Source organism: Paraburkholderia sp. EB58 (assembly GCF_050436665.1).
In the GTDB taxonomy this organism is placed as follows: domain Bacteria; phylum Pseudomonadota; class Gammaproteobacteria; order Burkholderiales; family Burkholderiaceae; genus Paraburkholderia.
In genome coordinates this window covers 184671-205078 of record NZ_JBNDMQ010000007.1, presented here as the reverse complement: position 1 = coordinate 205078, position 20408 = coordinate 184671, and the positions used below count along the sequence as shown (strand labels likewise).

Below are 20408 nucleotides of genomic sequence, written 5' to 3'. Positions count from 1 at the left end.
TGGCGATGAGCATCTGGGAATGTGTGATCTGTGGGTTTCGCTATGACGAAACGTCGGGTCTGCCTGAAGCGGGACTCGCGCCGGGTACGCGCTGGGAAGACGTACCTGAGGACTGGATATGTCCCGACTGCGCGACCGGCAAACATGACTTCGAAATGCAACGGGTAACGGCATGAGCGAAAACCAATCGAATTACGTGCAAGCGCCGGTTGTGATCGTCGGTACGGGTTTGGCCGGTTATACGGTTGCACGTGAGTTGCGCAAGCTCGACAGCACGGTGCCGATTGTCCTGATCAGTCAGGATGACGGCAGCTTTTATTCGAAGCCCATGCTGTCCAACGCGCTGGCGATGAAGAAGGAAGCGCATGCGCTGGCGAGCTTCGACGCGGCGGCGATGGCCAAGCAGCTCAGCGCGGAGATTCGCACGCATCAGCATGTCGAGCATATCCTGCCGGATGAACATACGATCGTGGTGGCAGGTGAACCGCCGCTGCGCTACGGCAAGCTGGTTCTTGCAACGGGCGCCGACCCGCGGCGCTTGCGAATCGACGGCAGTGGTGCCGACGAGATTCTCTCGATCAACGATCTCGCGGATTACGCCCGCTTCAGGCAGGCGCTTACGGGATGCGCATCCGTGGCGATTCTTGGGGCCGGGCTGATTGGTTGCGAGTTTGCCAACGACCTGTGTTCAGCCGGCCACGCCGTTGCGTTAATCGACCCGGCCAGTACGCCGCTGGCGCGTCTGCTACCCGAGCGCACCGGTGCGGTGTTTGCAAAAGCCCTGGGCGAACGTGGCATCCGCTTTTATCTCGGGCGTGATGTCGCGAAGATGGAGCGCCTGCAGGCCGGCTACCGGTTGACGCTTGACGATGGCGAGCATGTCGATGCGAACCTGGTGGTCTCGGCGATCGGCCTCGTCCCACGCACGGCGCTGGCGTCGTCGGCTGGCATTGCGGTCGAGCAGGGCATCCGTACCGATGCCTGGTGCCGCACCAGCGCGCCCGACGTCTACGCGCTCGGCGATTGCGCAGCGCTCGACGGTAAGCTGCGGCCCTACGTCTTGCCGATCATGCACGCGGCACGCGCGTTGGCGCGCACGCTCAACGGTGAAGCGACGCGGGTTGCATTCCCGGTGATGCCGGTGGTCGTCAAGACGCCAGCGGCGCCGGCCGTGGTGGTGGTACCGCATGAGGAGGGCGAATGGCGAATCGATCCGACTACGGAAGATAAGCCTCATGGTGCGCGCGCCGTCTGCCATCACGTGGACCACGGCCAGCCGATCGGCTTCGCGCTGGTTGGGGCGGCGACCGAAGGCAAGGCTGAGTTACTCAAGGCGCTCGCTCTTCAACCATAAAAAAGCTTCCATCTGACCGACCTCACTTCGCGTCGGATCGGTTGTGTAAAGGGCCTGTCACCTCTCAGCGCCACTGATTCTTCGCTTTGCGCCGCAGGCTTTGCTTGCGGCGCTTTTTTATTGTGTGTGAGGTCTCTGCGTGTGCGAGGGGGCGGCACGTCGCGTTGTGACGCGAGATAGCGCTCGCAGGCGCGGCTACGTCTCGAGCAGATTCTTCGCCACGTTCGCTACCATCCTGCGCAGCCAGGTGGCTGCGGCGCTCCGATGGGTCCGATCATGCCAAAGCTGGTAATACGTCAACGGCTGCGCACCGCCGGGGATGGGCTCGATTCTGAGCGGCAGCAGACCGGTGTAATGCGTGGCGAGCGCGCGCGTGGTGGTGAACAACAGATTGGAGCGCACCAGCACGTATGGCGCCATGCCGAAATAGGGCAGCGTGGTGGTCACCGTGCGAGACAGTCCGTTGCGTGCCAGTTCGACGTCGATCGTGCCCCACGCAGTCGTGTTGTATGTAGTGACGGCCAGATGTTCGGCCTCCTGATAGACGGCTTGAGTGAGACGGCCCGGCTTGATCGGATGACCCGCACGCATCAGGCAAACCAGCTCGTCCTTGCACAGCGGCTGCAGGTGCAGATGCTCCGGAGGCGTTCGCCAGTTGCCGATCACCAGATCGAGGAAGCCGCTTTCCAGTCCATGTTCGTAGCCGCCGTCGACCATCATCAGATGCTTGAATTCGATCTTGGCGCCTGGGGCTTCGTTATGAAACGCGTCGACAATCGCCGGAACGAAGAACACATCCAGATAATCCGGCGAGCCGATGCGGAAGGTGCGATTCGTCGTGGCGGGATCGAAGCTCGTCGTCGGGTGCAGGATGGCGGCGATGCTGCTCAGCGCCTGTGCGGCCGGGTCGATCAGGGTGAGCGCATGGCTGGTCGGCACCATCCGGCTGCCGCTGCGCACCAGCAACGGATCGCCGGTCATTTCACGCAGCTTGCGCAGCGCGACGCTCACCGTTGGCTGCGACTGTCCCAGCAAGGCAGCGGTGCGCGATACGCTGGATTCGGTAAGCAGCGTGTGCAAAACCTTGATGAGATGAGAATCGATGATTTGCTTGGACATCACATGCGGGATCCCCGTGGTTCAGCCGCGTATTCAAGGCTGTTCCGCCCAGGCTGCGTTCGAAATATATGGGTGGATATAGCGAGCGTCAATCCGGGGTATTTACGGTGGTCACCGGCGCAGCCTTACTGGGCGGGCTCATGGTCGAAGCAATATCCCGGTCATAGGCGCCGGTTTATGGAGCAAGGGGTGAAGTAGTGGAGTGTGCGCCGAAGGCGCGGGCGGCCTGAAGGCCTAAGGGCGAAGCTCGAGTGCTTCGAACGGTGGTTGCGGCTGACCTGGCCAGCCGCAACCACCTCAGATCATGACGTCAGAAATCGCGTCACTGTGCCTTCTTAGGCTTGGGCGGCGATTGCACCTTGGCGTACTGGAATTCCGGCGTCGCCTTGATGGCGTCCTTGGTGGCACCCGGCAGATACAGATTGCCGCCGCGTACGTCGAGCGCTGCGATAGGCACGGCGACGTCGTGCGTGGCGACGCCGAGGAACCCGCCCGCCGAAACAATGGCCGCTGAGACGGAGCCGTCCGGGGCGACGATCAGATCGCGGACCGTGCCGACCTTTTCATTCTGGTCGTTATAGACCGATTTTCCGAGCACGCTCTTCTTGACGCTCCAGCCCTGCAGAAGCGCGTTGGACTGCTCGACGGTGACGCTAAGAGGCTGTGTGCCGGCGACCTGTGCGTGCGCGTTGATCGATGCTGCAAGCGCCACTGCTACCCATACTGCCTTGTGCAAAGCCATATCGTTCACTCCGTGGTTAGATTCGGTTTCTGGCACGTCCTTCATCCCGCTTGCCGCGACGCCGGCCACTATTCGTCGCGACTGCGCGGCGCGCTCCGGATGATCTGGGGGGCGGCTTTCCATCATACCTTTCAGACGGCTTTACTGCATTTTGGCGCAGTTTTGCCGCCTGTCGCACTGGGCCTGCGCGTCGACGTTAAAGGAGCTCGCGCGAACGGCGCCGACGCAATTGATGTCAAGGGGGCGTACGTCTGCGGTGCGCCACCGTCGTTTTGCCCTTTCACACTTTATGTCACGAGATGTCACGGCGCCCGGGCCAATCGCGCAGACGCCCGTGTGGCGGGCTTCCCAGCGAACCCTCGTGCGATGACACCGCGCGACATATCTTTGCAATAGTTTCAGCGCGCCGGTCCTTCTATAGTCCGTTCGTCGCCACGCCAGAGTGCTGAATGTGGCCCGAACTGCGAAGGACACACCGTGAAAATCTCCTCGTTTCAGCTTCCCACCGCCGGCGCCTGGCTGGCTTCCACCGCGAGCGCTGTGCGTGCCCGCATCACCACGCAAAAGCTGGCCCTGGCCGCCTGCACGGCGGTGTTGGTGCTCGGCAGCGCGCCGGCATCGGCCTGGACCTCGCGCGGCACGGCCTACACTTCGCGCGGCACCTATAACGGCGCGCACGCCGGATCTTGCGGCGGCGGAAGCTGCTCGCACGCAGGTGGCGTAACAGGTCCCTGGGGCGGTGTCGCCACCAACACGGGTACAGTGACGCGCACGGCACCCGGCCAGTTTTCGAATTCGGGAACCGCCACCGGACGTTATGGCAATTCGGTCCAGCACGCTGGCGACACCAGCTGCGCCGGCGGCACCTGCGCCCACACGGGCACGCTGACCGGCCCCGACGGCAAAACCGCCAGCACCTCCGGCAGCGTGACGCGTGATGCGCCCGGACAGTATTCGTCTTCCGGCTCGGTCACCGGCTCAAACGGCAATACGTACAACCATTCGGCCTCGACCAACTGCTCCGGCAATTCCTGCTACCGCTCGGGTACGGTGAACGGTCCGGATGGGGGCACCGTCGATCATTCCGGCAGCGCCACGCGCGTGGCGGGAGGCGTGGTGACGACTTCGAGCAGCGTCACCGGCGCGCACGGCAATACCGTCACGAGCAGCGGTACGGTGGTGGCCGGCGGCACGGTCACGACGGGCGGCACGGTAGTCACGACCGGGACCGTTACAACCGGCGGCACCGCAGTGGTGGTGCGCCCGCCGGCGGTCGTGGTAGCGCCTCCTGTCGCTTACGTGCCGCCGCCGGTTGTGTATGTGCCGCCGCCCCCGCCGCCCGTTGTGTATGTTGCGCCGCGCGTGGTCTACGTCGCGCCGCGTCCGGTGGTGTGGGTGCCGGGGCACTGGTACGGCGGTATCTGGATTCCGGCTCACTGGTCATGAACAACGACGTTGAATCATCAGGAGTCCCTATGCTAGGCGAGCCGCAAGTGAGAGATGGGCAAGGCCGCGGGAAACCCACCCGTTCGCGCGAAAACACTACCCGTACCTGCTCTTTTATAAAACGTACGAGGTTCGTTATGCTTATCGTCGCGCTTATGGCGGTGGTAGCCGTTGCGGCCGGAACCGCAGGCGAAACGAACGCGTTCGCTGTGCCGGTGCCGGATGACGTGTCGCAATCTGCGTCCGCTTTGCCGTCGCCTTCACCGCATTCACAGCATTGCGCGTTGAAGTACGCAGCCGTGCTGGACCTCGCCGAACTCGCGCGCCGCGACGGCAAATCATCCAGTGCCTATCAGCACGCGTTTAACAGGATTGCCGGCGAGATGAACGACTGCGGCAGCGGCGCACGCTACGTGGCGTCGTCTTCTGTCGCCGTCGAAGCGGCAGCGGGCGCAGGGTCCGCAGCATACGAATGAAAATACCGGGCCGGTGTGGTACCCATCGCGCGCTTGAACATGGCAATGAATGCGCTCACATTGTCGTAACCGAGTTCGAGCGCGACGGTCGTGACCGGCAGGTCCGCGGCCAGCATTTCGAGGGCGCGCAACAGCCGGGCTTGCTGCCGCCACTCGGCAAAACTGAAACCCGTCTCGTCGACGAAGCGGCGGCTCAAGGTGCGCGGAGAGACGGCGGCCCACTCGGCCCATTGTTCCATTCGCCGGTTGTCGGCAAGGTCATGGGTGAGCGCATGCGCGATGCGTTGCAGGCGGGCGTCTTGCGGCATCGGCAAGCCCAGACGCTCGCGCGGCAGGCTCTGGATTTCATCGAGGATTACGCCCGCCACACGCAACTGCGCTGCGTCGAGGATCGCACTGCGCCAACTGGCGGCACGCCGCACGGCCTCGCGCAGCAACGCAGACATACGAACCGTGCAAGGTTCGGCGGGTAGCGGTGCGCAGGCCGCTTCCTCGATATACACGTTCCAGCCCGAGTAGGCGCCGTGCGAGCGGAGCGCATGCGTGCGATGCGGCGGAATCCAGACCGCATGGATGGCCGGTACGACCCATTGCTGGTTGTCGACGCCAACCGACAGCAGGCCGTGCAGCGCGCCGAGCAATTGTCCGCGGGCGTGATTGTGCGAGGGCGTGACGCGCACGTCCTCGCCGGTCTTTTCGACAGCAATTAGGAAGGGTCCGTCAGCGGACTGCGCCTGTTGCGGGGAAATCAAAGGATGGGTCATGGCCGAAACAGCGTATCGAATGGCCTTTATACCGGAGAAGCGCTGCATCCGTCCATCTACAGTGGAATCTCTCCAACCGGCCGCTCGCCCGGCCACTCAACCAGGATAGACAGCCATGAAAGCAGCAGACCTTCTACCCGACCCTGTGAATCAGGGGGGCTTTGGCGGCGTCACCGTGCGCAAGGGTACCGTCGGCGCGTTTCTCATCAACGCCAAGGTCTGGATCGATCACAACGCGTCCGTGCAAAGCCGGGCGGAGGCCGAGCGCGATATCGTCGACACGCTACCAGCTCTGCGGGCGTTAGGGATCTTCGAGGTGATGGACATTCGCGATGCGGCGCTGCGTGAGTTGATCGAGGCGCATTGAGTTTGCCCGGGCCGGCAAGAGGCGAGGGCTCGAGATAGATACACTGCGGATATGTCGCTCCCAGGCGATAATCGTCGCCCCATTCAACCTGCGACGCCCATGATGCAACCCGCATTTTCCCCGTTTCACGATCTGGCCAAGACCTTGTTGCCGCACGCGGGCGACGCGAATGGTGACGGTTCGCACGACACCTCGCATCTGCAGCGTGTCTGGAAGAATGCAGCGGCGATTCAGGCAAAGGACGGTGGCGATGCGCACGTGTTGTTCGCCGCGACGATGCTGCACGACTGCGTCCCCACCGAGAAAAATTCGCCGTTGCGTGCGCAGGCCTCGCGCCTGTCCGCTGAAAGGGCCGCACGCGTGCTGGGCGAGCTCAGCTGGCCGCAGGCGAAGATCGAGGCCGTGGCACACGCCGTGGCCGCACACAGTTTTTCAGCCGGTATCGAACCGTTGACGCTGGAAGCAAAAACGCTGCAGGATGCGGACCGGCTCGATGCGATCGGCATGCTCGGAGTGGCGCGGTGTTTTTACGTTGCGGGCCGGATGGGCAGCGCGTTATATGACCCGCTCGATCCGCACGCGTCGGAGCGGCCGCTCGATGACCGGCGCTACGCGCTCGATCATTTCCGCGCGAAGCTGCTCAAGCTGGCGTCGGGTTTCCGGACCGCCACCGGTGCCCGGCTCGCGCTCGTGCGCCATGAGCGCTTGCAGCGCTTTCTGGATGAATTCGCGGATGAAATCTGACCTGCTGGCGTCTCAAGAAAAATGACCGCTCCGGTTGACTGAGAAGGGGAGCCGGAGCGGTCTGAGAGGAACAATAGTACTGCTTGCCTTACTACGCTTTTAGAACTTGTACGTCGCGCCGATCTGGGCAAACACGCCGAGGTAGTTGTACACCGAAGTGTCGTAGCCACTCTGGTCCAGCGTGCCGTTCGCGAAGATCGGATCGTACGGAGGGGTGCGGTTGAAAATGTTGTCCACGCCGCCGTAGATCGTCCAGTGCTTGAAGCCCGAGTACGACACCATCAGGTTGAACTGGCTATACGAGCCGACTTTGTTCGGAGCGGGTGACGGCAACAGATTCTGCGCGTACGGACCCGTGAACTCCCACGTCAACTGTGCATCCCACTTGTGGTAATTCCAGTCGACGGAGGTATTGCCCTTCCAGCGCGGGAAGCTGCCGCCGAACGGTTGCGTGATGGTGAAGTTGTTGCCTGCACCGTTGATCGGCGACGAACCCGGGAAGCCGAGCTTGAAGCTGTTCACGTAAGCCCAGTCAGCCGCGAGGGTGAACGTACCGACCGCCGTCGGCAACGCTTGACGCAGCGTGCCTTCGAAGCCGTTCGTGTCGAGGTAGCCCAGGTTCTGGTACGGAATCACCGCATAAATGAGGTTGCCGTTGGCGTCGGTGACCGTCGACGAAGGCGCGCCCTGGCCGATCACGTTGTCGACGCGAATCTTGTACCAGTCGAAGCCGACGTCGGTCGTACGGGTCGGCGACAATTCGAAGCCGATGTTCAGGTTCTTCGTACGCTCAGGCGCCAGATTCGGGTTGCCTTCGGTGATCGACGTATAGTTCTGGCCGGTCGCCGAATCCACCTGGATACCGATCGTCTTCGACGCGCTGTCTTCAACGAACGTCGGTGCACGGAAGCCACGGCTATACGACGTGTACATCGTCAATGCCTGCACCGGCTGATAGCGCAGGGCAAAGCGCGGCGAGAACGCACCGCCGACATCGCTGTAGTGGTCGTAACGGCCCGACTGGCTGAACGTCAGGTTCCGCACGATCGGAATGTCGATCTGGTAGTACACAGCCGCCACGTTGCGCTGGCCGTTCACCGTTTCGAGGTCAGGGCTGATCACCGTGCCTTGCGAATACTCGTAACCCGGCGTGATCATTTCGCTTTGGTGCGTGAACTGCGCACCGAAACCGATACCCACGTCACCTGCAGGCAAATGGAACAGGTTCGGTGTCGAAAGCGTCGCGTCGACCGTATCGAGCTTCGAGATACCCAGGTTGTTGGCGTTCTGGTACAGGCCGTTCAGTCCGTTCGGCGTCGCCGCCGGATTGCCGAAGTCGAACACGCCGTTCTGGTAGATGTTGGTCAGCGCGTTCACGTTCAGCTGGCCACTGTACGTGTTCGACACCGTGCTCTGCGAATGGCTGAGCGAAGTCGTCCAGTCCCAGTCACCGTACGGCAGGCTGAACGAACCCTTCAGGCCGGTCGCCGCGCGGTAATAGTTGGCGTCGGTTGTTTCCGACACAGAGTGCGGGAAAGCGTACGTCAGCGGCGTATCTACGCCAAACGGGTTGTACTGGTTGCTTGCCGGCACCGTGAAGTTGAACGGCGAGACCAGCTTCGTCGCCGGATTGTAGACGAGCGCGGCACCTTGCGGGCTGCCGACAACCGGTACACCGTCGTTCTGGGTGCTTGTATTGTTGCTTTCCAGAAGATCCGCCCACGCCGTCATGGTGTCGTTGATCTTGAAGTCGCCGTGAACCTTGACGTTGTAACGCTCCATCATCGGGGCGATGGATGTGTCGTTCGCCGTGTTGTAGCTACAGACCGTACCCGCCGAGCCTGCGGTCAGCGAGTTGGTGGCCGCCGGGCGCGTCGTGCCGCCACCAGCGCAGCCGCCCGTCGACAATGCGCTGCCGTCAGGCATATTCCAGTACGACGGCGAGAGCAGCGAAAAGCCGCCCGAACGATTGGTGAAGTCCTGGTTCTGCGTCGAATCGCGATCAGCCAGCGTGGAGCCGTTGTCCTTGTAGGCGCTTGCCGCGATGGTGACGTTGAAGCGATCGGAGTTCAGATCACCGAAGCCGCCGAGCACGCCAAACTTGTAGGTACCGTTGCCCGCGCTGTTGCTTACCGAGCTGCCGAGGCCGCCGTCGAGCTGCAGACCCTGGAAGTCGTGCTTGGTGATCACGTTGACCACGCCGGCAACCGCGTCCGAGCCGTATTGCGACACGGCGCCGGTCTTGACGATTTCGATGCGGTCGATGTCGTTCAGCGGCAGCGTGTTCAGGTCGAAGAACGAGTCGACGCTGTTCGAGAAGAACGCGAACGGCGCAACACGTTGGCCGTCGAGCAGAACGAGAGTGTATTTTTCGCTGAGACCACGCAGCGCGATGCCAGCGGCACCTGCAGCGAAATTCGAGGTTTGGCCTTCACTCCAGCTATTGGCCGAGTTGGCCGACGTCTGGCGCAGGAAGTCGGAGACGGTCGTCGCACCGCTGTCCTGGATGTCCTTCTGGGAGACCACTTGAACCTGGTTGTAACCGACCTTGTCCGAGCTGCGGATCAGCGAGCCGGTCACTTCAAACCGCTTCAGTTGCTGCACTTTGCCGTTGCTGCCGGCGGTGCCTGGTGTGCTGCTTTGCGCACCGCTCGTGCCAGGCGTGGCGGTTGTGGTGTCGCTTTGTGCCGTCGTCGCTGCGGGTGCTGCTGGTGTAGTCCCCGTTGCCGGCTGGCTTTGCGCGAACGCCGGAACGGCGATCGCGGCCGAGAGTGCCAGTTCGGCCCAGATTATTCTTCTGATGGCGACTGCTAATGCCCTTTGTTTCATCATTCCCCTCACACTTGTCAGTAAGGCAATACGCTGTTGTGCGAAGAGAGGTCTTTTGGACCTCTCCACTCGATGCACGGCATGAACTCCGCCGTATTCCGTCAGCAGCTTCCCCCGCGTGGGTCATCGCGCACCTCGTCGTGCCACGTTCAGCGTGTGGCCTAACCGGTCGGGAAGCTTGTGTTTAGTATCGGAGTACTAAACAGTTATTATCGGATTGCGCAGCGTTTTTTATCTTGCTAGACGCGTGTCGGGGATCCAGTCTCATTCGTGTTGCTGGCGACCACGTCTGCTTATCAAGCACACAAAATCATTATGCATTCATTACGAAATGCTTTGCTTTGATTTCACAACAACTCACTGCCTCACTAGCCTGTTCACTGCTGCTGCGGGATACCAGGACTTCATTGCGGCCTTTCCCAGGGGCAAAGAACAACTCCTTTGCCATACAACCCATAGCGGCATTCTCGGGAAAACCCTGCCTCGCTATGCCTTGCATCAAGGCCAACTGCTCGCGGGACGCTTGAGCTGTCCTGCGCTTGAATCACTCAGCTTGCCTGCATCAAACGACGCTATAACAGAACGTCCTTACCAAGCTGCCAGACCTCTTAAGGTATGCCTTACGATTAGTTGCGGAACATTACCAAGACACAATGTCCGAGTCAAAATTTGTTTGATACAAATAAAACTTGTTGTTTTCCGGCAGATACATAACGAGGTCGAGCGGGGTGACGCTGCCAGGGTTGCGGCGCGTTTTGCACGCGCTGACCGGACGGGAGGGCAGTCGGGATGGCCGACAGGCGGGGAGTAGCGGGGTGGCCGCGTCGTCTTCGCGACGCTTGCGCGCGACGCAAAAAAATATGGTCAACGTGAGAGTCTAGAGTGTTGTTTCTAATCGGCCCGTGGTGAGCTGAATCGCCCCGGATTTGGTGGAGGCTCCAACTCTTGAGAGAATGGAGCCATGAGCAAGCAAAGCAAGTTTTCCCCCGAGGTCCGAGAGCGTGCCGTTCGCCTAGTGCGAGAGCAGCGCGGCGAGCATCCGTCACTGTGGGCGGCAGTCGAATCCATTGCGCCCAAGATCGGTTGCACGAGCCAGACGCTACTGGACTGGGTCAAACGAGACGAAGTTGATAGCGGCGAGCGCGAGGGCGTGAGCACGTCGGAACGCGAACGTCTTAAGGCGCTGGAGCGCGAAGTCAAGGAACTGCGCCGCGCCAACGAGATTCTGAAACTGGCGAGTGCGTTTTTCGCCCAGGCGGAGCTCGACCGCCGCCTGAAGTCCTGAAGGCCTTCATCGATCAGCATCGCGACACCTTCGGGGTCGAGCCGATCTGCAAGGTCTTGCGGATTGCCCCGTCGGGCTACCGGCGCCATGCTGCACAGCTTCGCGATCCGTCGCGCCGCTGCGCTCGTGCGATACGCGATGAACGCCTGCGGCCGGAGATCCAGCGTGTCTGGCAAGCCAACATGCGTGTCTACGGAGCGGATAAAGTCTGGAAGCAGATGAACCGGGAGCGTATCGCGGTAGCTCGCTGCACGGTCGAACGGCTGATGAAGCAACTGGGTTTGCGTGGCGTGATGCGAGGCAAACGTGTTCGCACGACCATTGCCGATGCGGCGGCCGCGCGCCCGCTGGATCGAGTCAACCGGCAATTCAGGGCAGACCGGCCAAACCAGCTCTGGGTTTCTGACTTCACCTACGTTTCGACGTGGCAGGGCTGGCTTTATGTGGCCTTCGTGATCGACGTGTTCGCCCGGCGCATCGTCGGTTGGCGCGTCAGTTCGTCGATGACTACAGACTTCGTTCTGGATGCACTTGAGCAGGCACTCTATGCGCGGCGGCCAGGCGGCGATGGAACGTTGATACATCACTCCGACAGAGGCTCGCAATACGTCAGCATTCGCTATAGCGAGCGACTGGCCGAAGCGGGCATCGAGCCGTCGGTCGGTAGCCGTGGCGACAGCTACGATAACGCGCTGGCCGAGACGATCAACGGTTTGTACAAGGCCGAACTGATTCATCGCCGCACCTGGAAAACACGCGAGTCCGTCGAGCTCGCAACGCTGGAATGGGTGGCCTGGTTCAATCATCATCGGTTGATGGAACCCCTCGGCTATATCCCGCCTGCTGAAGCTGAGGCAAACTACTATCGACAACTTGAAACGCCCGTCGCCGAACCCGTACTAACTTAAACCAACCAGCCTCCACGATTCCCGGGGCGATTCAGAGCCGATCGCCCGCCGTTCAGCCCTCACATCGCTTCAAGAACCTCGATGCCAAGCAGGCCGAGTCCGGTGCGCAGCGTATCGGCGGTTAGCCGGCATAGCTGCAGACGGCTGGTGCGCGTCTCGCCCGCCGCGCTCACTACCGGGCACGCTTCGTAAAAGCGCATGAGAGCGGCCGCGAGCTCGTACAAATAGGCGCACAGGTAATTCGGCAACGCGTCCTGCGCGACTGCGAGCACGGCGTCGGAAAAGCGCGCCAGTTGCAGCGCGAGTTGCCGCTCGGCGGGATCCGCGAGGTGCACCTTGCCATTGACGTCCCAGTCGCCAGCGCGGCGCAGCACACTCTTGATGCGCGTGTACGCGTACTGAAGATATGGCGCCGTATTGCCTTCGAAGGACAGCATGCTGGACCAGTCGAATACGTAATCCGTGCTGCGGTTCTTGGCGAGGTCGAAGTATTTGATCGCACCGATGCCGACGATTTGGGCCACCGCCCGCCGATCCGCTTCCGGCAACTCCGGACTTTTCTCGGTGACCAGATTGAAGGCTCGCTGCGTGGCTTCCGCGAGCAGCTCGGCCAGCTTGACGGTGTCGCCGCTGCGGGTCTTGAACGGCTTGCCGTCGCCGCCGAGCACGACTCCGAATCCGACGTGCTCGAGTTGTACATCTGCCGGGACGTAACCCGCCTTGCGCGCCACGGAAAACACCTGCTGAAAATGCAGCTTCTGCCTGGCGTCGACCACGTAGAGCATCCGGTTGGCCTTCAGCGTGGTGGCGCGATAGCGGATCGCGGCGAGGTCGGTGGTGGAATAGAGGTACCCGCCATCCTGCTTTTGCACGATATACGCGGCGGGCACGCCGTCCTTGCTGCTGAACTCGTCGAGAAAGACCACCTGGGCGCCGTCGCTCGTCACGGCGAGGCCTTTGGCCTGCAGATCGGCGACCACCACAGGCAGGTCGTCGTTATAGGCGCTTTCACCGTGCACGTCGGCAGGCGTCAGGCCCACACTGAGCTTGCGATAAATCTCCTCGCAATGGCTCATGGAGACGTCGAGAAAACGCTTCCAGAGTTCGAGCACGCGCGCGTCGCCTCCCTGCAGTTTGACGACGTAGTCCCGCGCCCGGTTGGCGAAGGCTGCGTCTTCGTCAAAGCGCTTCTTGGCATTGCGATAGAACACTTCGAGATCGGCGAGGGCGAGGTTCGACGCATCATCGGGACCGGCTTCGTCCATGCACGCCGTCAGCATGCCGAATTGGGTTCCCCAGTCGCCCACGTGATTTTGTGCGACAACCTTGTGCCCGACGAAGCGCAGCACTCTCGCTAACGCGTCGCCGATCACGGTTGAGCGCAGGTGCCCCACGTGCATTTCTTTGGCGAGATTCGGCGACGAGTAATCGATTACGACACATTGCACGGCGTCTTCGGTCGCGCGCGGGACAGCGAGACCACCATGGTCGTCGAGCGCGGTCCTCACCCAGCTAGCCAGGTAGTCCGGGGCAACCGTCATGTTGATAAAGCCGGGCCCCGCAATCTCGACATGGCTGACGATGCCGTCGAGTTTCAGGTGATCCACCACCGTTTGGGCGAGCGCGTGCGGATTAAGCTTGCGCGCTTTCGCTGCAGCCATGATGCCGTTAGCCTGATAGTCGCCATGTTCGGGACGGCTGGCGGGCTGAACATTGGCGGTGGCGTCCGTGCAGCCCGCTGCCGCGAGGGCATCCTGGACACGCGCGTTGAGAATCTGGAGCAGGGTTTGATTCGGCATCTATCTGAGATCTGAGTATTGAATTATATGGAGGCGCGACCGAACGGGGCAAACCGGAGCCCTGTTGCTGCATAGGGGTGGAAAACCTGGCCGCTGAACCTTCAGGTTGGATTCGAGTGCGCAGTTCGCCGCTGGGCTCGAAGCGAGAAGTCCGTCAGGCGATTCTACATGGCCTTGTCGAGGCCGCGGTCAGGGGAGGGGATGGGTCCGGGGCCGGCATCAAGGCCTGAAGCGTGACACCGCGAGTTGCAACGCCTTGGCCTGGTTGCCGCCGCCACAACCAGCCCCTCGCCAGCATGCTAGTTTGACGCCACCTGAACCAGCACCTTACCGAAGTTCCGACCATCGATCATATTCAGGAATGCTTGCGGTGCGTTCTCGAGGCCAACGGTAATGTCTTCGAGGTGCTCGATCTTTCCCTCGCGCAGCAACGCGCTTACATCGCGCAGAAACGCATCGAAGTATTGAGCAGTGAACTCGTAATTGATGAAGCCGCGAATCTGCAGGCTGCGCGTGAGAACCGCACGCATGGTCATGGCGAGATAGTCCGTCGAGGGATCGTGTTGCAGCTTGCCGGACTGCTGCGCCATCAGCCCGCACACGGGCACTCTTGCATACTGGTTCAACAAAGGCAGAACCGCGTTCCAGACTGCGCCGCCGATATTCTCAAAGTAGATATCGATACCGTCCGGACAGGCGGCCTGGAGCTGCTCGGCAAAGTCGGGCGAGCGATGATCGATCGCGGCGGAAAAGCCCAGTTCGTCGAGCAGATACGCGCACTTTTTCGGGCCGCCCGCAATGCCTACCGCTCGAAGACCCGCCTGTCTTGCCAACTGCCCGACCAGCGACCCCACTGGCCCGGTTGCCGCACCCACCACCAGGGTTTCACCCGCTTCGGGCTTGCCGATCACTTCGAGCCCGGACCAGGCCGTAAAGCCAGGCATCCCCAGCACGCCAAGATAGGCGGAGGCCTGAATGCCGTCGAGAGCGAGCTTTTTCAGGCCGGCCGCAGGCAGCGCCGCGTGCGAACGCCAACCGGCTTGCGCGAGCACGACATCGCCAGGCTGCAAGTCGGCGGAATGGGATTCGAGGACCGTTGCCACGCTTTCGCCGGGCATGGGCTGGCCGACTTCGGCGGGTTTCGCGTATGACTTCGCGTCGCTCATCCGGCCGCGCATATACGGATCGAGCGACAGGGTATCGACGCGCAGCAACACCTGGCCGGCTTCGGGCACCGGCATCGGAACTGTCTCGACACGGAAATTTTCGAGGCTCGCGCGAGCCGTGGTGGGGCGCGAGGCCAATACGACCTGGGTTGCGTGCTGCGATGCCATATTGTTCTCCAGAATGGGGGACGTACGTTCGGCGAGCGCCGGGCAGCGCTTTGTAGAAGCATTGTGCATCGAAGCGGGATTTTGTTCAGGCGGCGCCCCGATACGCCGTGTCAGGCGGCATCGTTGGCTTGATCAGACTAGAACAGGCGCAGACGCCGTACCGCCAAGCATGCCCATCATGGTCAACGCATTACGCTGTCCCTGATCCTCGAAGCAATTATTGAAGATCACGTGCGTTTTCGCGGCGCGGGTGGCAATCGCACGAATCGAAGCAACCAGTTCGTCGAGTTCGGCGTCGCTGTAGTCGTAGTTGAAACGGGCCGACGCCGAGGCGCCGGCGCCCGGGTTCCACGTTTCGTTGTTACGGCCATGCAGGCGGACCATCGCGAGTTGCGGGTTGGTCACGTCCCACACGGTATGGACGCGGTTCGTCACGTCCGGCGGCGCATCGACGATCACGTGCACCAGTTGCCGTTCGCGCAGAAACGCAAGGGTCAATGGCGCATGACGCTCGTCAAGCCAGGACGCGTTGCGAAACTCGACGGCCACCGTATAGCCCGCCATGCGCGCCGCGCATTCGTCGACATGGGCGAGATCTTCCGGCGCGCTGGTGATCCACGGCGCAAACTGGAACAGTACTGCGCCGAGGCGCTGCGTCTGCCGCAAAGGCTCGAGCGCTTCGAGGTAGCGCCTCCACAACTCGTCGCGGATCTCTGCGGGCAGATCGCGGTAGTAGAGATTCTTCTTGCGCGTGGTGGAGGGGGAAGCGGCATCGCTCAGCGCCATCGCGATGTCCTTCGGCAGCACATCAGGCGAGGTCTGGTGTCCCGTGAAGATCCGGAATGCCTTGAAATTGAAGGTGAAACCTGGCGGTGTGCGCTCGGCCCATAACTGGGAATTCGTTGCCGACGGCATCCCATAGTAAGCGGAGTCGACTTCCACGAGCGGAAACTGCGATGCATAGAAACGCAGTCGCGCCTCCGCTGTGCTGCAGCCGCGCGGATAGAAACGCTTACAGGCGATCAGCGATTTGTCGGTCCATCCCGCGGTGCCGCACTGAATGATCATCGTCGCCTCTTGACCTCGCAGCGCAGGCGCGCCGTCAGCACGCTATGTTGGTTCGGTGTGCCCGGCCCAACCTGACAGTTCGCGGCGCAGGGCCGAGATATCGAACGGCTTGGGCAGAATGCGCACACCGGGTATGGCTTCGCCGATATTGGCCTGTTCGCCGTATCCGGACATCAGCAGAATGCGCAGATTCGGCTGCGCATGCCGCAGCGCGCGAGCGAGCGCGTCGCCGGACAGGCCCGGCAAGGTAACGTCGCTCAGCAGGATATCGTAGCGATGCGTGGGCACGAGCTCAAGCGCCTCTTCGGCGCTGGCGACGGCGGTGCATTGCAGCCCGAACGTCGCCAGCAGTTCGCCCATGGCTTCGCGCGACGGCAAGTCGTCCTCCACCAGCAGGACGTGCGCCGGTGCTGACGGCGCGGCCGCCAGCGCGACGCGATGCGCGTTCAACACACCGCGTACCTTGCGCGCGAGATCGTCGCGGCGGTAGGGCTTGCTCAGCAACGTGACGCCGGCATCGAGCTTGCCGTGATGGAAGATCTCATCGCGCGTGTAGCCGGAAGTGAAGAGCACCGGAACGGCAGGCAAGCGCAACGCAGCGCGCTTCGCCAACTCGACGCTCTTGACGTTGCCGGGCATGACGACATCCGTGAACACGAGGTCCAATGGCACGTCGCTGTCGATGAACTCGAGCGCCGCGTCGCCATCCGATGCAGTCAGCACCTTGTAGCCGAGCTGCGCCAGCATTTCGACGGCCGTCAGGCGCACATCCGCGTCGTCTTCGACCACGAGGATCGTCTCGCGTCCGCCGACCGGCGCCCGGCTTTCGTCGACGAACTCGGTGGTTTCCGCTTCGTGGCTGCGCGGGAAATAGAGCCGAACCGTGGTGCCCTCACCAACGGCACTGTCGATCAGCGTGTGACCGCCGCTCTGTTTGACAAAGCCAAACACCATGCTGAGGCCAAGGCCGGTGCCGTGACCGTTGGGCTTGGTGGTAAAGAACGGTTCGACGGCCCGTTCCAGGACCTCGGCAGACATGCCCACTCCGGTATCGGAGATCGAAAATACCAGGTACTCCCCAGCAGGCACGTCGGCGTGACCGGTGACGACGAGATTCTCGGCGCGGACGGTGAGCGTGCCTTCACCGCGCATGGCATCGCGGCCGTTGATCGCCAGATTCAACAAGGCGTTTTCGAGCTGGTTGCGATCGGCGAGGAGGTTCCACAGATCGGCGCCAAGCACCGTTTCGACCCGGATCGTTTCGCCGAGTGCATGGTGCAACATCTCGCTCATGCCGCCGAGTACCCGCCGCGGATTCAACACGGCAGGCGAGAGCGGCTGGCGCCGCGCGAAGGCGAGCAGATGGGTGGCGAGTCGCGCGCCGCGTTTAACGGCTTGTGTGGCCGCGGCGATCCTGCGCTGCGTGGCCGGGTGGTCGCCGGCATCGGCGGCGAGCATCTGCAGGTTGCCGTTGATCACCTGCAGCACGTTGTTGAAGTCGTGTGCGACGCCGCCGGTCAGGCTGCCGATCGCCTCCATCTTCTGGGCCTGACGCAGTTGCTCTTCGGCCAGCGCGCGCGCCGCCACGGCGTCCGTGACGCGTTGCTCGAGGGTTTCCGTGAGCTGGCGCAGCGCCTGCTCGGCGATCTTGCGTTCGTGAATGTCGATCAGCACGCCCGGAAACCGGTAGGGCGCGCCGCTTGCGTCGAATTCGCATTGGCCGTTCGCCTGCACCCAGATGTATTCGCCGTCCGGACGGCGGATCCGGTATTCGGCCCGGTACCTCTGGCCGGTCTGGGTGGCCTCCACGCTCAGACGATGCGCCTGCTCGAGATCGTCAGGATGAATCACGTCGCCGGTCACGGTCCGCGCGATGCCTTGCACGGCCTGCTCGGCGGTGATGGCGAAGGTGCGGGCAAAGCGTTCGTCGCCGGTGAGCGTGTCGGATTTGACGTCCCATACCCAGGTGCCGAGTACGGCACCGGTGTTGAGCGCCAGTTGCAAACGTTCGTTGGTTTCGCGCAGTGCGGTTTCGGCACGTTGCCGCGAGCGTTCCGTGAGCACCCGCCCGGTGGTCTCGACCACGACCGCGATCACGCCGGCCGGCGCGCCGCTGTTGTCGGCCACGGGGCTGTAGTACAGATCCATCCACACGTCTTCGGGCTGGCCGTTGCGCAGCAGCACGAGTTCCTTGTCACGGTAAGACAGCGTGCCGCCGGCGAGGCACGTGTCCACGACGTGGCGGTTGAACGAGGCCACTTCCGGCCAGCCCAACTCGACCGGGCTACCGAGCAGGTACGGATGCCGGCCGCCAGCGAATTCCGCGTAAGCGTCGTTGTAGACCATGTATCCCTGCTTGCCCCACAGCATCACGAGAGGCAGGGGCGAGCCGAGTACAAATTGCACGGCGGCGACCAGACTTTGCTGCCATCTGTCGATAGGGCCCAGTTCAGTCGCGCTCCAGTCGAACGCCCGGATGCGTTCGGCCATTTCCCCTTTCCAACCGGGACAGCCATGGTCGTCTGCCGTGAATGGCATTGTTCTGCTCCGCGGTTGTCAAGTCGATGAGCGCGTTCGAGCCAGCCGCGCTGGCTTCGCGGACAAGGCGGGCTGGGCAGGGGCGCAGACCGGGGACGTGCGTACGGCATGGGAAACGCTTGATGACAGCCGGTACTTGTAGGCCACAACGACCGCCAGATGACACGCCATGCGTTGAGGTAGGCGGTCGAACGGGGTGCTACGTGAGTCTTCTGGCACGGCTAGGTCACTCCAGCTGGACGATTATGAGGTGATATCAGACTGCCCACAGCAATCCGCGTTCCCGGGCGGCTCGGGCCGAGGTGCGCTTGCGATGCGCCGCGAGTGTTTGCGGGTCCAGGCTGTGGCACAGTGATTGCGTCGATCAGCCGACACTCTTCTGGACCACACAACCCACCATGCCCAAGAAAAACGCCGCCGCCCGTACCGGACCTCCTAAACCGGGCGCCCGGCTGGAACTGTTGACTGCCCGCCGCAACGCCAGGATGGCGCGTTCGGCGCACGCCTATGTGCGCGGCAACACTACGCGGTTTTATGAATGGCTCGACGGCATCGAAAATCACGCGCTGCCGGAAGGACCTGCGGTGTGGATCTGCGGCGACTGTCATGCCGGTAACCTCGGGCCGGTGGCCAATGCGCAAGGCCGCGTGGAAATCCAGATTCGCGATCTCGATCAGACGGTGATCGGCAATCCGGCGCACGATCTGATCCGGCTGGGCCTTTCGCTCGCCACCGCCGCGCGCGGCTCGGATCTGCCAGGCGTCACCACGGTTCATATGATGGAAGCATTGGCGGACGGCTACGAGCGGGCCTTCGACGACACCTCGGATCACACCGATATTCAGGCCGAAAAACCGGAGGCGGTGCGCGTCGTCATGAGGGAGGCATTGCGGCGCTCGTGGCAGGAACTGGCCGAAGAACGCATCGAGGATATCGAGCCGCAGATTCCGCTCGGCAAGCGTTTCTGGCCGTTGTCGAAAAGCGAACGCAGCGAGATCGATGCGCTGTTCGAGAAACGCACCTTGGCGCGTCTGGCAACCGAATTGCGTTCGGAGGACGAAGCGGCGAAGGTCACCGTGCTCGATGCAGCCTATTGGGTGAAGGGCTGCAGTTCGCTCGGACGCTTACGCTACGCGGTGCTGCTCGACGTCGACGGTGCCGCGCTGGATGGCGACGACCTGTGCCTGATCGACATCAAGGAGGCGGTGCAAGCGGCCGCGCCGCGCTATGCGGGCGTGAGCATGCCGCGCGACAACGCGCAGCGGGTGGTAGAGGGCGCGCGCCACCTCGCCCCGTTTCTCGGCGACCGGATGCGCGCGGCGCGCCTCGCCAAGCGGTCTGTGGTGATTCGCGAACTGCTGCCGCAAGACATGAAGCTGACAATCGAGCAATTGACGCGGGACGAAGCGATGAAGGCGGCGCGTTTTCTGGCGCTCGTCGTGGGTAAAGCTCATGCGCGGCAGATGGACGATATCGAACGCAAGGCGTGGCTCGGCGAGTTGCGGCGTCGCCGCAGCAAAACGCTCGATGCGCCGCCGTGGCTCTGGAAGAGTATCGTCGAACTGGTGAGCGGCCATGAGGCGGGCTACCTCGAACACTGCCGGCGTTACTCGCTCGAAGCCGGCGCATGATAGA

16 protein-coding genes and 1 other annotated feature are annotated in these 20408 nt (G+C 62.5%); of the genes, 8 read left to right on the top strand and 8 right to left on the bottom strand.

Going from position 1 to position 20408, the window contains the following annotated elements:
• The first annotated feature begins 5 nt into the window (after nucleotides 1-5).
• Together P3T40_RS12990 and P3T40_RS12985 are read left to right on the top strand one after the other, a co-directional pair.
• Nucleotides 6-176 carry a rubredoxin gene (locus P3T40_RS12990; protein WP_429268098.1) on the top strand — a complete coding sequence of 57 codons (171 nt, stop codon included), beginning with the start codon at nucleotides 6-8 and terminating at the stop codon, nucleotides 174-176.
• A complete protein-coding gene (locus tag P3T40_RS12985; RefSeq protein WP_429268097.1) occupies nucleotides 173-1354 on the top strand; it encodes an NAD(P)/FAD-dependent oxidoreductase in 1182 nt (393 codons plus the stop codon). Before P3T40_RS12990 ends, P3T40_RS12985 begins: the two co-directional genes overlap by 4 nt.
• Before the next feature lie 195 nt (nucleotides 1355-1549).
• Here P3T40_RS12985 and P3T40_RS12980 read toward each other — a convergent pair whose 3' ends face one another.
• Together P3T40_RS12980 and P3T40_RS12975 are read right to left on the bottom strand one after the other, a co-directional pair.
• Entirely contained in the window at nucleotides 1550-2473 is a 924-nt protein-coding gene (locus P3T40_RS12980; protein WP_429268096.1) for a LysR family transcriptional regulator, read from the bottom strand.
• Nucleotides 2474-2795: 322 nt separating this feature from the next.
• Complete coding sequence (locus P3T40_RS12975; protein ID WP_429268095.1) at nucleotides 2796-3215, bottom strand: PRC-barrel domain-containing protein; 420 nt, start codon at nucleotides 3213-3215, stop codon at nucleotides 2796-2798.
• A 477-nt stretch (nucleotides 3216-3692) separates the two neighbouring features.
• On the opposite strand from P3T40_RS12975, the gene P3T40_RS12970 reads away from it, so the two are divergent.
• On the top strand, nucleotides 3693-4661 hold the full coding sequence (locus P3T40_RS12970) for a hypothetical protein (protein WP_429268094.1): 969 nt from the start codon (nucleotides 3693-3695) through the stop codon (nucleotides 4659-4661).
• Nucleotides 4662-4798: 137 nt separating this feature from the next.
• The gene (locus tag P3T40_RS12965) at nucleotides 4799-5137 is read left to right on the top strand and encodes a hypothetical protein (protein ID WP_429268093.1); all 339 of its coding nucleotides are present in this window, start codon (nucleotides 4799-4801) and stop codon (nucleotides 5135-5137) included.
• On the opposite strand, the gene P3T40_RS12960 is transcribed toward P3T40_RS12965, so the two are convergent.
• On the bottom strand, nucleotides 5071-5901 hold the full coding sequence (locus tag P3T40_RS12960) for an AraC family transcriptional regulator (RefSeq protein ID WP_429268092.1): 831 nt from the start codon (nucleotides 5899-5901) through the stop codon (nucleotides 5071-5073). The two genes, P3T40_RS12965 and P3T40_RS12960, sit on opposite strands and share 67 nt — an antisense overlap.
• A 115-nt stretch (nucleotides 5902-6016) precedes the next feature.
• Here P3T40_RS12960 and P3T40_RS12955 point away from each other — a divergent pair, with 115 nt between their 5' ends.
• Both P3T40_RS12955 and P3T40_RS12950 read left to right on the top strand, forming a co-directional pair.
• The gene (locus tag P3T40_RS12955; protein WP_429268091.1) at nucleotides 6017-6268 is read left to right on the top strand and encodes a hypothetical protein; all 252 of its coding nucleotides are present in this window, start codon (nucleotides 6017-6019) and stop codon (nucleotides 6266-6268) included.
• Nucleotides 6269-6367: 99 nt separating this feature from the next.
• Nucleotides 6368-7012, top strand: a complete 645-nt coding sequence (locus P3T40_RS12950; protein WP_429268090.1) for an HD domain-containing protein — start codon at nucleotides 6368-6370, stop codon at nucleotides 7010-7012.
• A 99-nt stretch (nucleotides 7013-7111) separates the two neighbouring features.
• On the opposite strand, the gene P3T40_RS12945 is transcribed toward P3T40_RS12950, so the two are convergent.
• Nucleotides 7112-9841, bottom strand: a complete 2730-nt coding sequence (locus tag P3T40_RS12945; protein WP_429268089.1) for a TonB-dependent receptor — start codon at nucleotides 9839-9841, stop codon at nucleotides 7112-7114.
• A gap of 961 nt (nucleotides 9842-10802) precedes the next feature.
• Here P3T40_RS12945 and P3T40_RS12940 point away from each other — a divergent pair.
• A protein-coding gene (locus P3T40_RS12940) for an IS3 family transposase (protein WP_429268088.1) occupies nucleotides 10803-12034 on the top strand; the annotation gives its coding sequence in 2 pieces (ribosomal slippage) (nucleotides 10803-11094 and nucleotides 11094-12034; 1233 coding nt in all).
• Nucleotides 11081-11197: a sequence feature (AL1L pseudoknot), on the top strand. It overlaps the preceding gene by 117 nt.
• Nucleotides 12035-12093: 59 nt before the next feature.
• Here the strand turns inward: P3T40_RS12940 and argS are convergent.
• The 4 genes from argS to P3T40_RS12920 form a co-directional block, all read right to left on the bottom strand.
• On the bottom strand, nucleotides 12094-13833 hold the full coding sequence (gene argS, locus P3T40_RS12935; RefSeq protein ID WP_429268087.1) for an arginine--tRNA ligase: 1740 nt from the start codon (nucleotides 13831-13833) through the stop codon (nucleotides 12094-12096).
• Between the two features lie 299 nt (nucleotides 13834-14132).
• Nucleotides 14133-15167, bottom strand: coding sequence for an NADP-dependent oxidoreductase (locus P3T40_RS12930; RefSeq protein WP_429268086.1), 1035 nt, complete (start codon nucleotides 15165-15167; stop codon nucleotides 14133-14135).
• Nucleotides 15168-15299: 132 nt separating this feature from the next.
• Nucleotides 15300-16235: a DUF72 domain-containing protein gene (locus P3T40_RS12925; protein WP_429268085.1), complete on the bottom strand. Its 936-nt coding sequence runs from the start codon at nucleotides 16233-16235 to the stop codon at nucleotides 15300-15302.
• Nucleotides 16236-16277: 42 nt separating this feature from the next.
• On the bottom strand, nucleotides 16278-18773 hold the full coding sequence (locus P3T40_RS12920; RefSeq protein ID WP_429268084.1) for a response regulator: 2496 nt from the start codon (nucleotides 18771-18773) through the stop codon (nucleotides 16278-16280).
• Between the two features lie 398 nt (nucleotides 18774-19171).
• On the opposite strand from P3T40_RS12920, the gene P3T40_RS12915 reads away from it, so the two are divergent.
• The gene (locus tag P3T40_RS12915; RefSeq protein ID WP_429268083.1) at nucleotides 19172-20404 is read left to right on the top strand and encodes a DUF2252 domain-containing protein; all 1233 of its coding nucleotides are present in this window, start codon (nucleotides 19172-19174) and stop codon (nucleotides 20402-20404) included.
• Nucleotides 20405-20408 lie beyond the last annotated feature (4 nt).

Coding starts and splice junctions, on each gene's coding strand:
- P3T40_RS12955 (WP_429268091.1), top strand. CDS start 6,017: ATGAAAGCAGCAGACCTTCTACCCGACCCTGTGAATCAGGGGGGCTTT.
- argS (WP_429268087.1), bottom strand. CDS start 13,833: ATGCCGAATCAAACCCTGCTCCAGATTCTCAACGCGCGTGTCCAGGAT.
- P3T40_RS12925 (WP_429268085.1), bottom strand. CDS start 16,235: ATGATCATTCAGTGCGGCACCGCGGGATGGACCGACAAATCGCTGATC.
- P3T40_RS12915 (WP_429268083.1), top strand. CDS start 19,172: ATGCCCAAGAAAAACGCCGCCGCCCGTACCGGACCTCCTAAACCGGGC.
- P3T40_RS12975 (WP_429268095.1), bottom strand. CDS start 3,215: ATGGCTTTGCACAAGGCAGTATGGGTAGCAGTGGCGCTTGCAGCATCG.
- P3T40_RS12960 (WP_429268092.1), bottom strand. CDS start 5,901: ATGACCCATCCTTTGATTTCCCCGCAACAGGCGCAGTCCGCTGACGGA.
- P3T40_RS12965 (WP_429268093.1), top strand. CDS start 4,799: ATGCTTATCGTCGCGCTTATGGCGGTGGTAGCCGTTGCGGCCGGAACC.
- P3T40_RS12945 (WP_429268089.1), bottom strand. CDS start 9,841: ATGAAACAAAGGGCATTAGCAGTCGCCATCAGAAGAATAATCTGGGCC.
- P3T40_RS12990 (WP_429268098.1), top strand. CDS start 6: ATGAGCATCTGGGAATGTGTGATCTGTGGGTTTCGCTATGACGAAACG.
- P3T40_RS12930 (WP_429268086.1), bottom strand. CDS start 15,167: ATGGCATCGCAGCACGCAACCCAGGTCGTATTGGCCTCGCGCCCCACC.
- P3T40_RS12980 (WP_429268096.1), bottom strand. CDS start 2,473: ATGTCCAAGCAAATCATCGATTCTCATCTCATCAAGGTTTTGCACACG.
- P3T40_RS12950 (WP_429268090.1), top strand. CDS start 6,368: ATGATGCAACCCGCATTTTCCCCGTTTCACGATCTGGCCAAGACCTTG.
- P3T40_RS12985 (WP_429268097.1), top strand. CDS start 173: ATGAGCGAAAACCAATCGAATTACGTGCAAGCGCCGGTTGTGATCGTC.
- P3T40_RS12920 (WP_429268084.1), bottom strand. CDS start 18,773: ATGCCATTCACGGCAGACGACCATGGCTGTCCCGGTTGGAAAGGGGAA.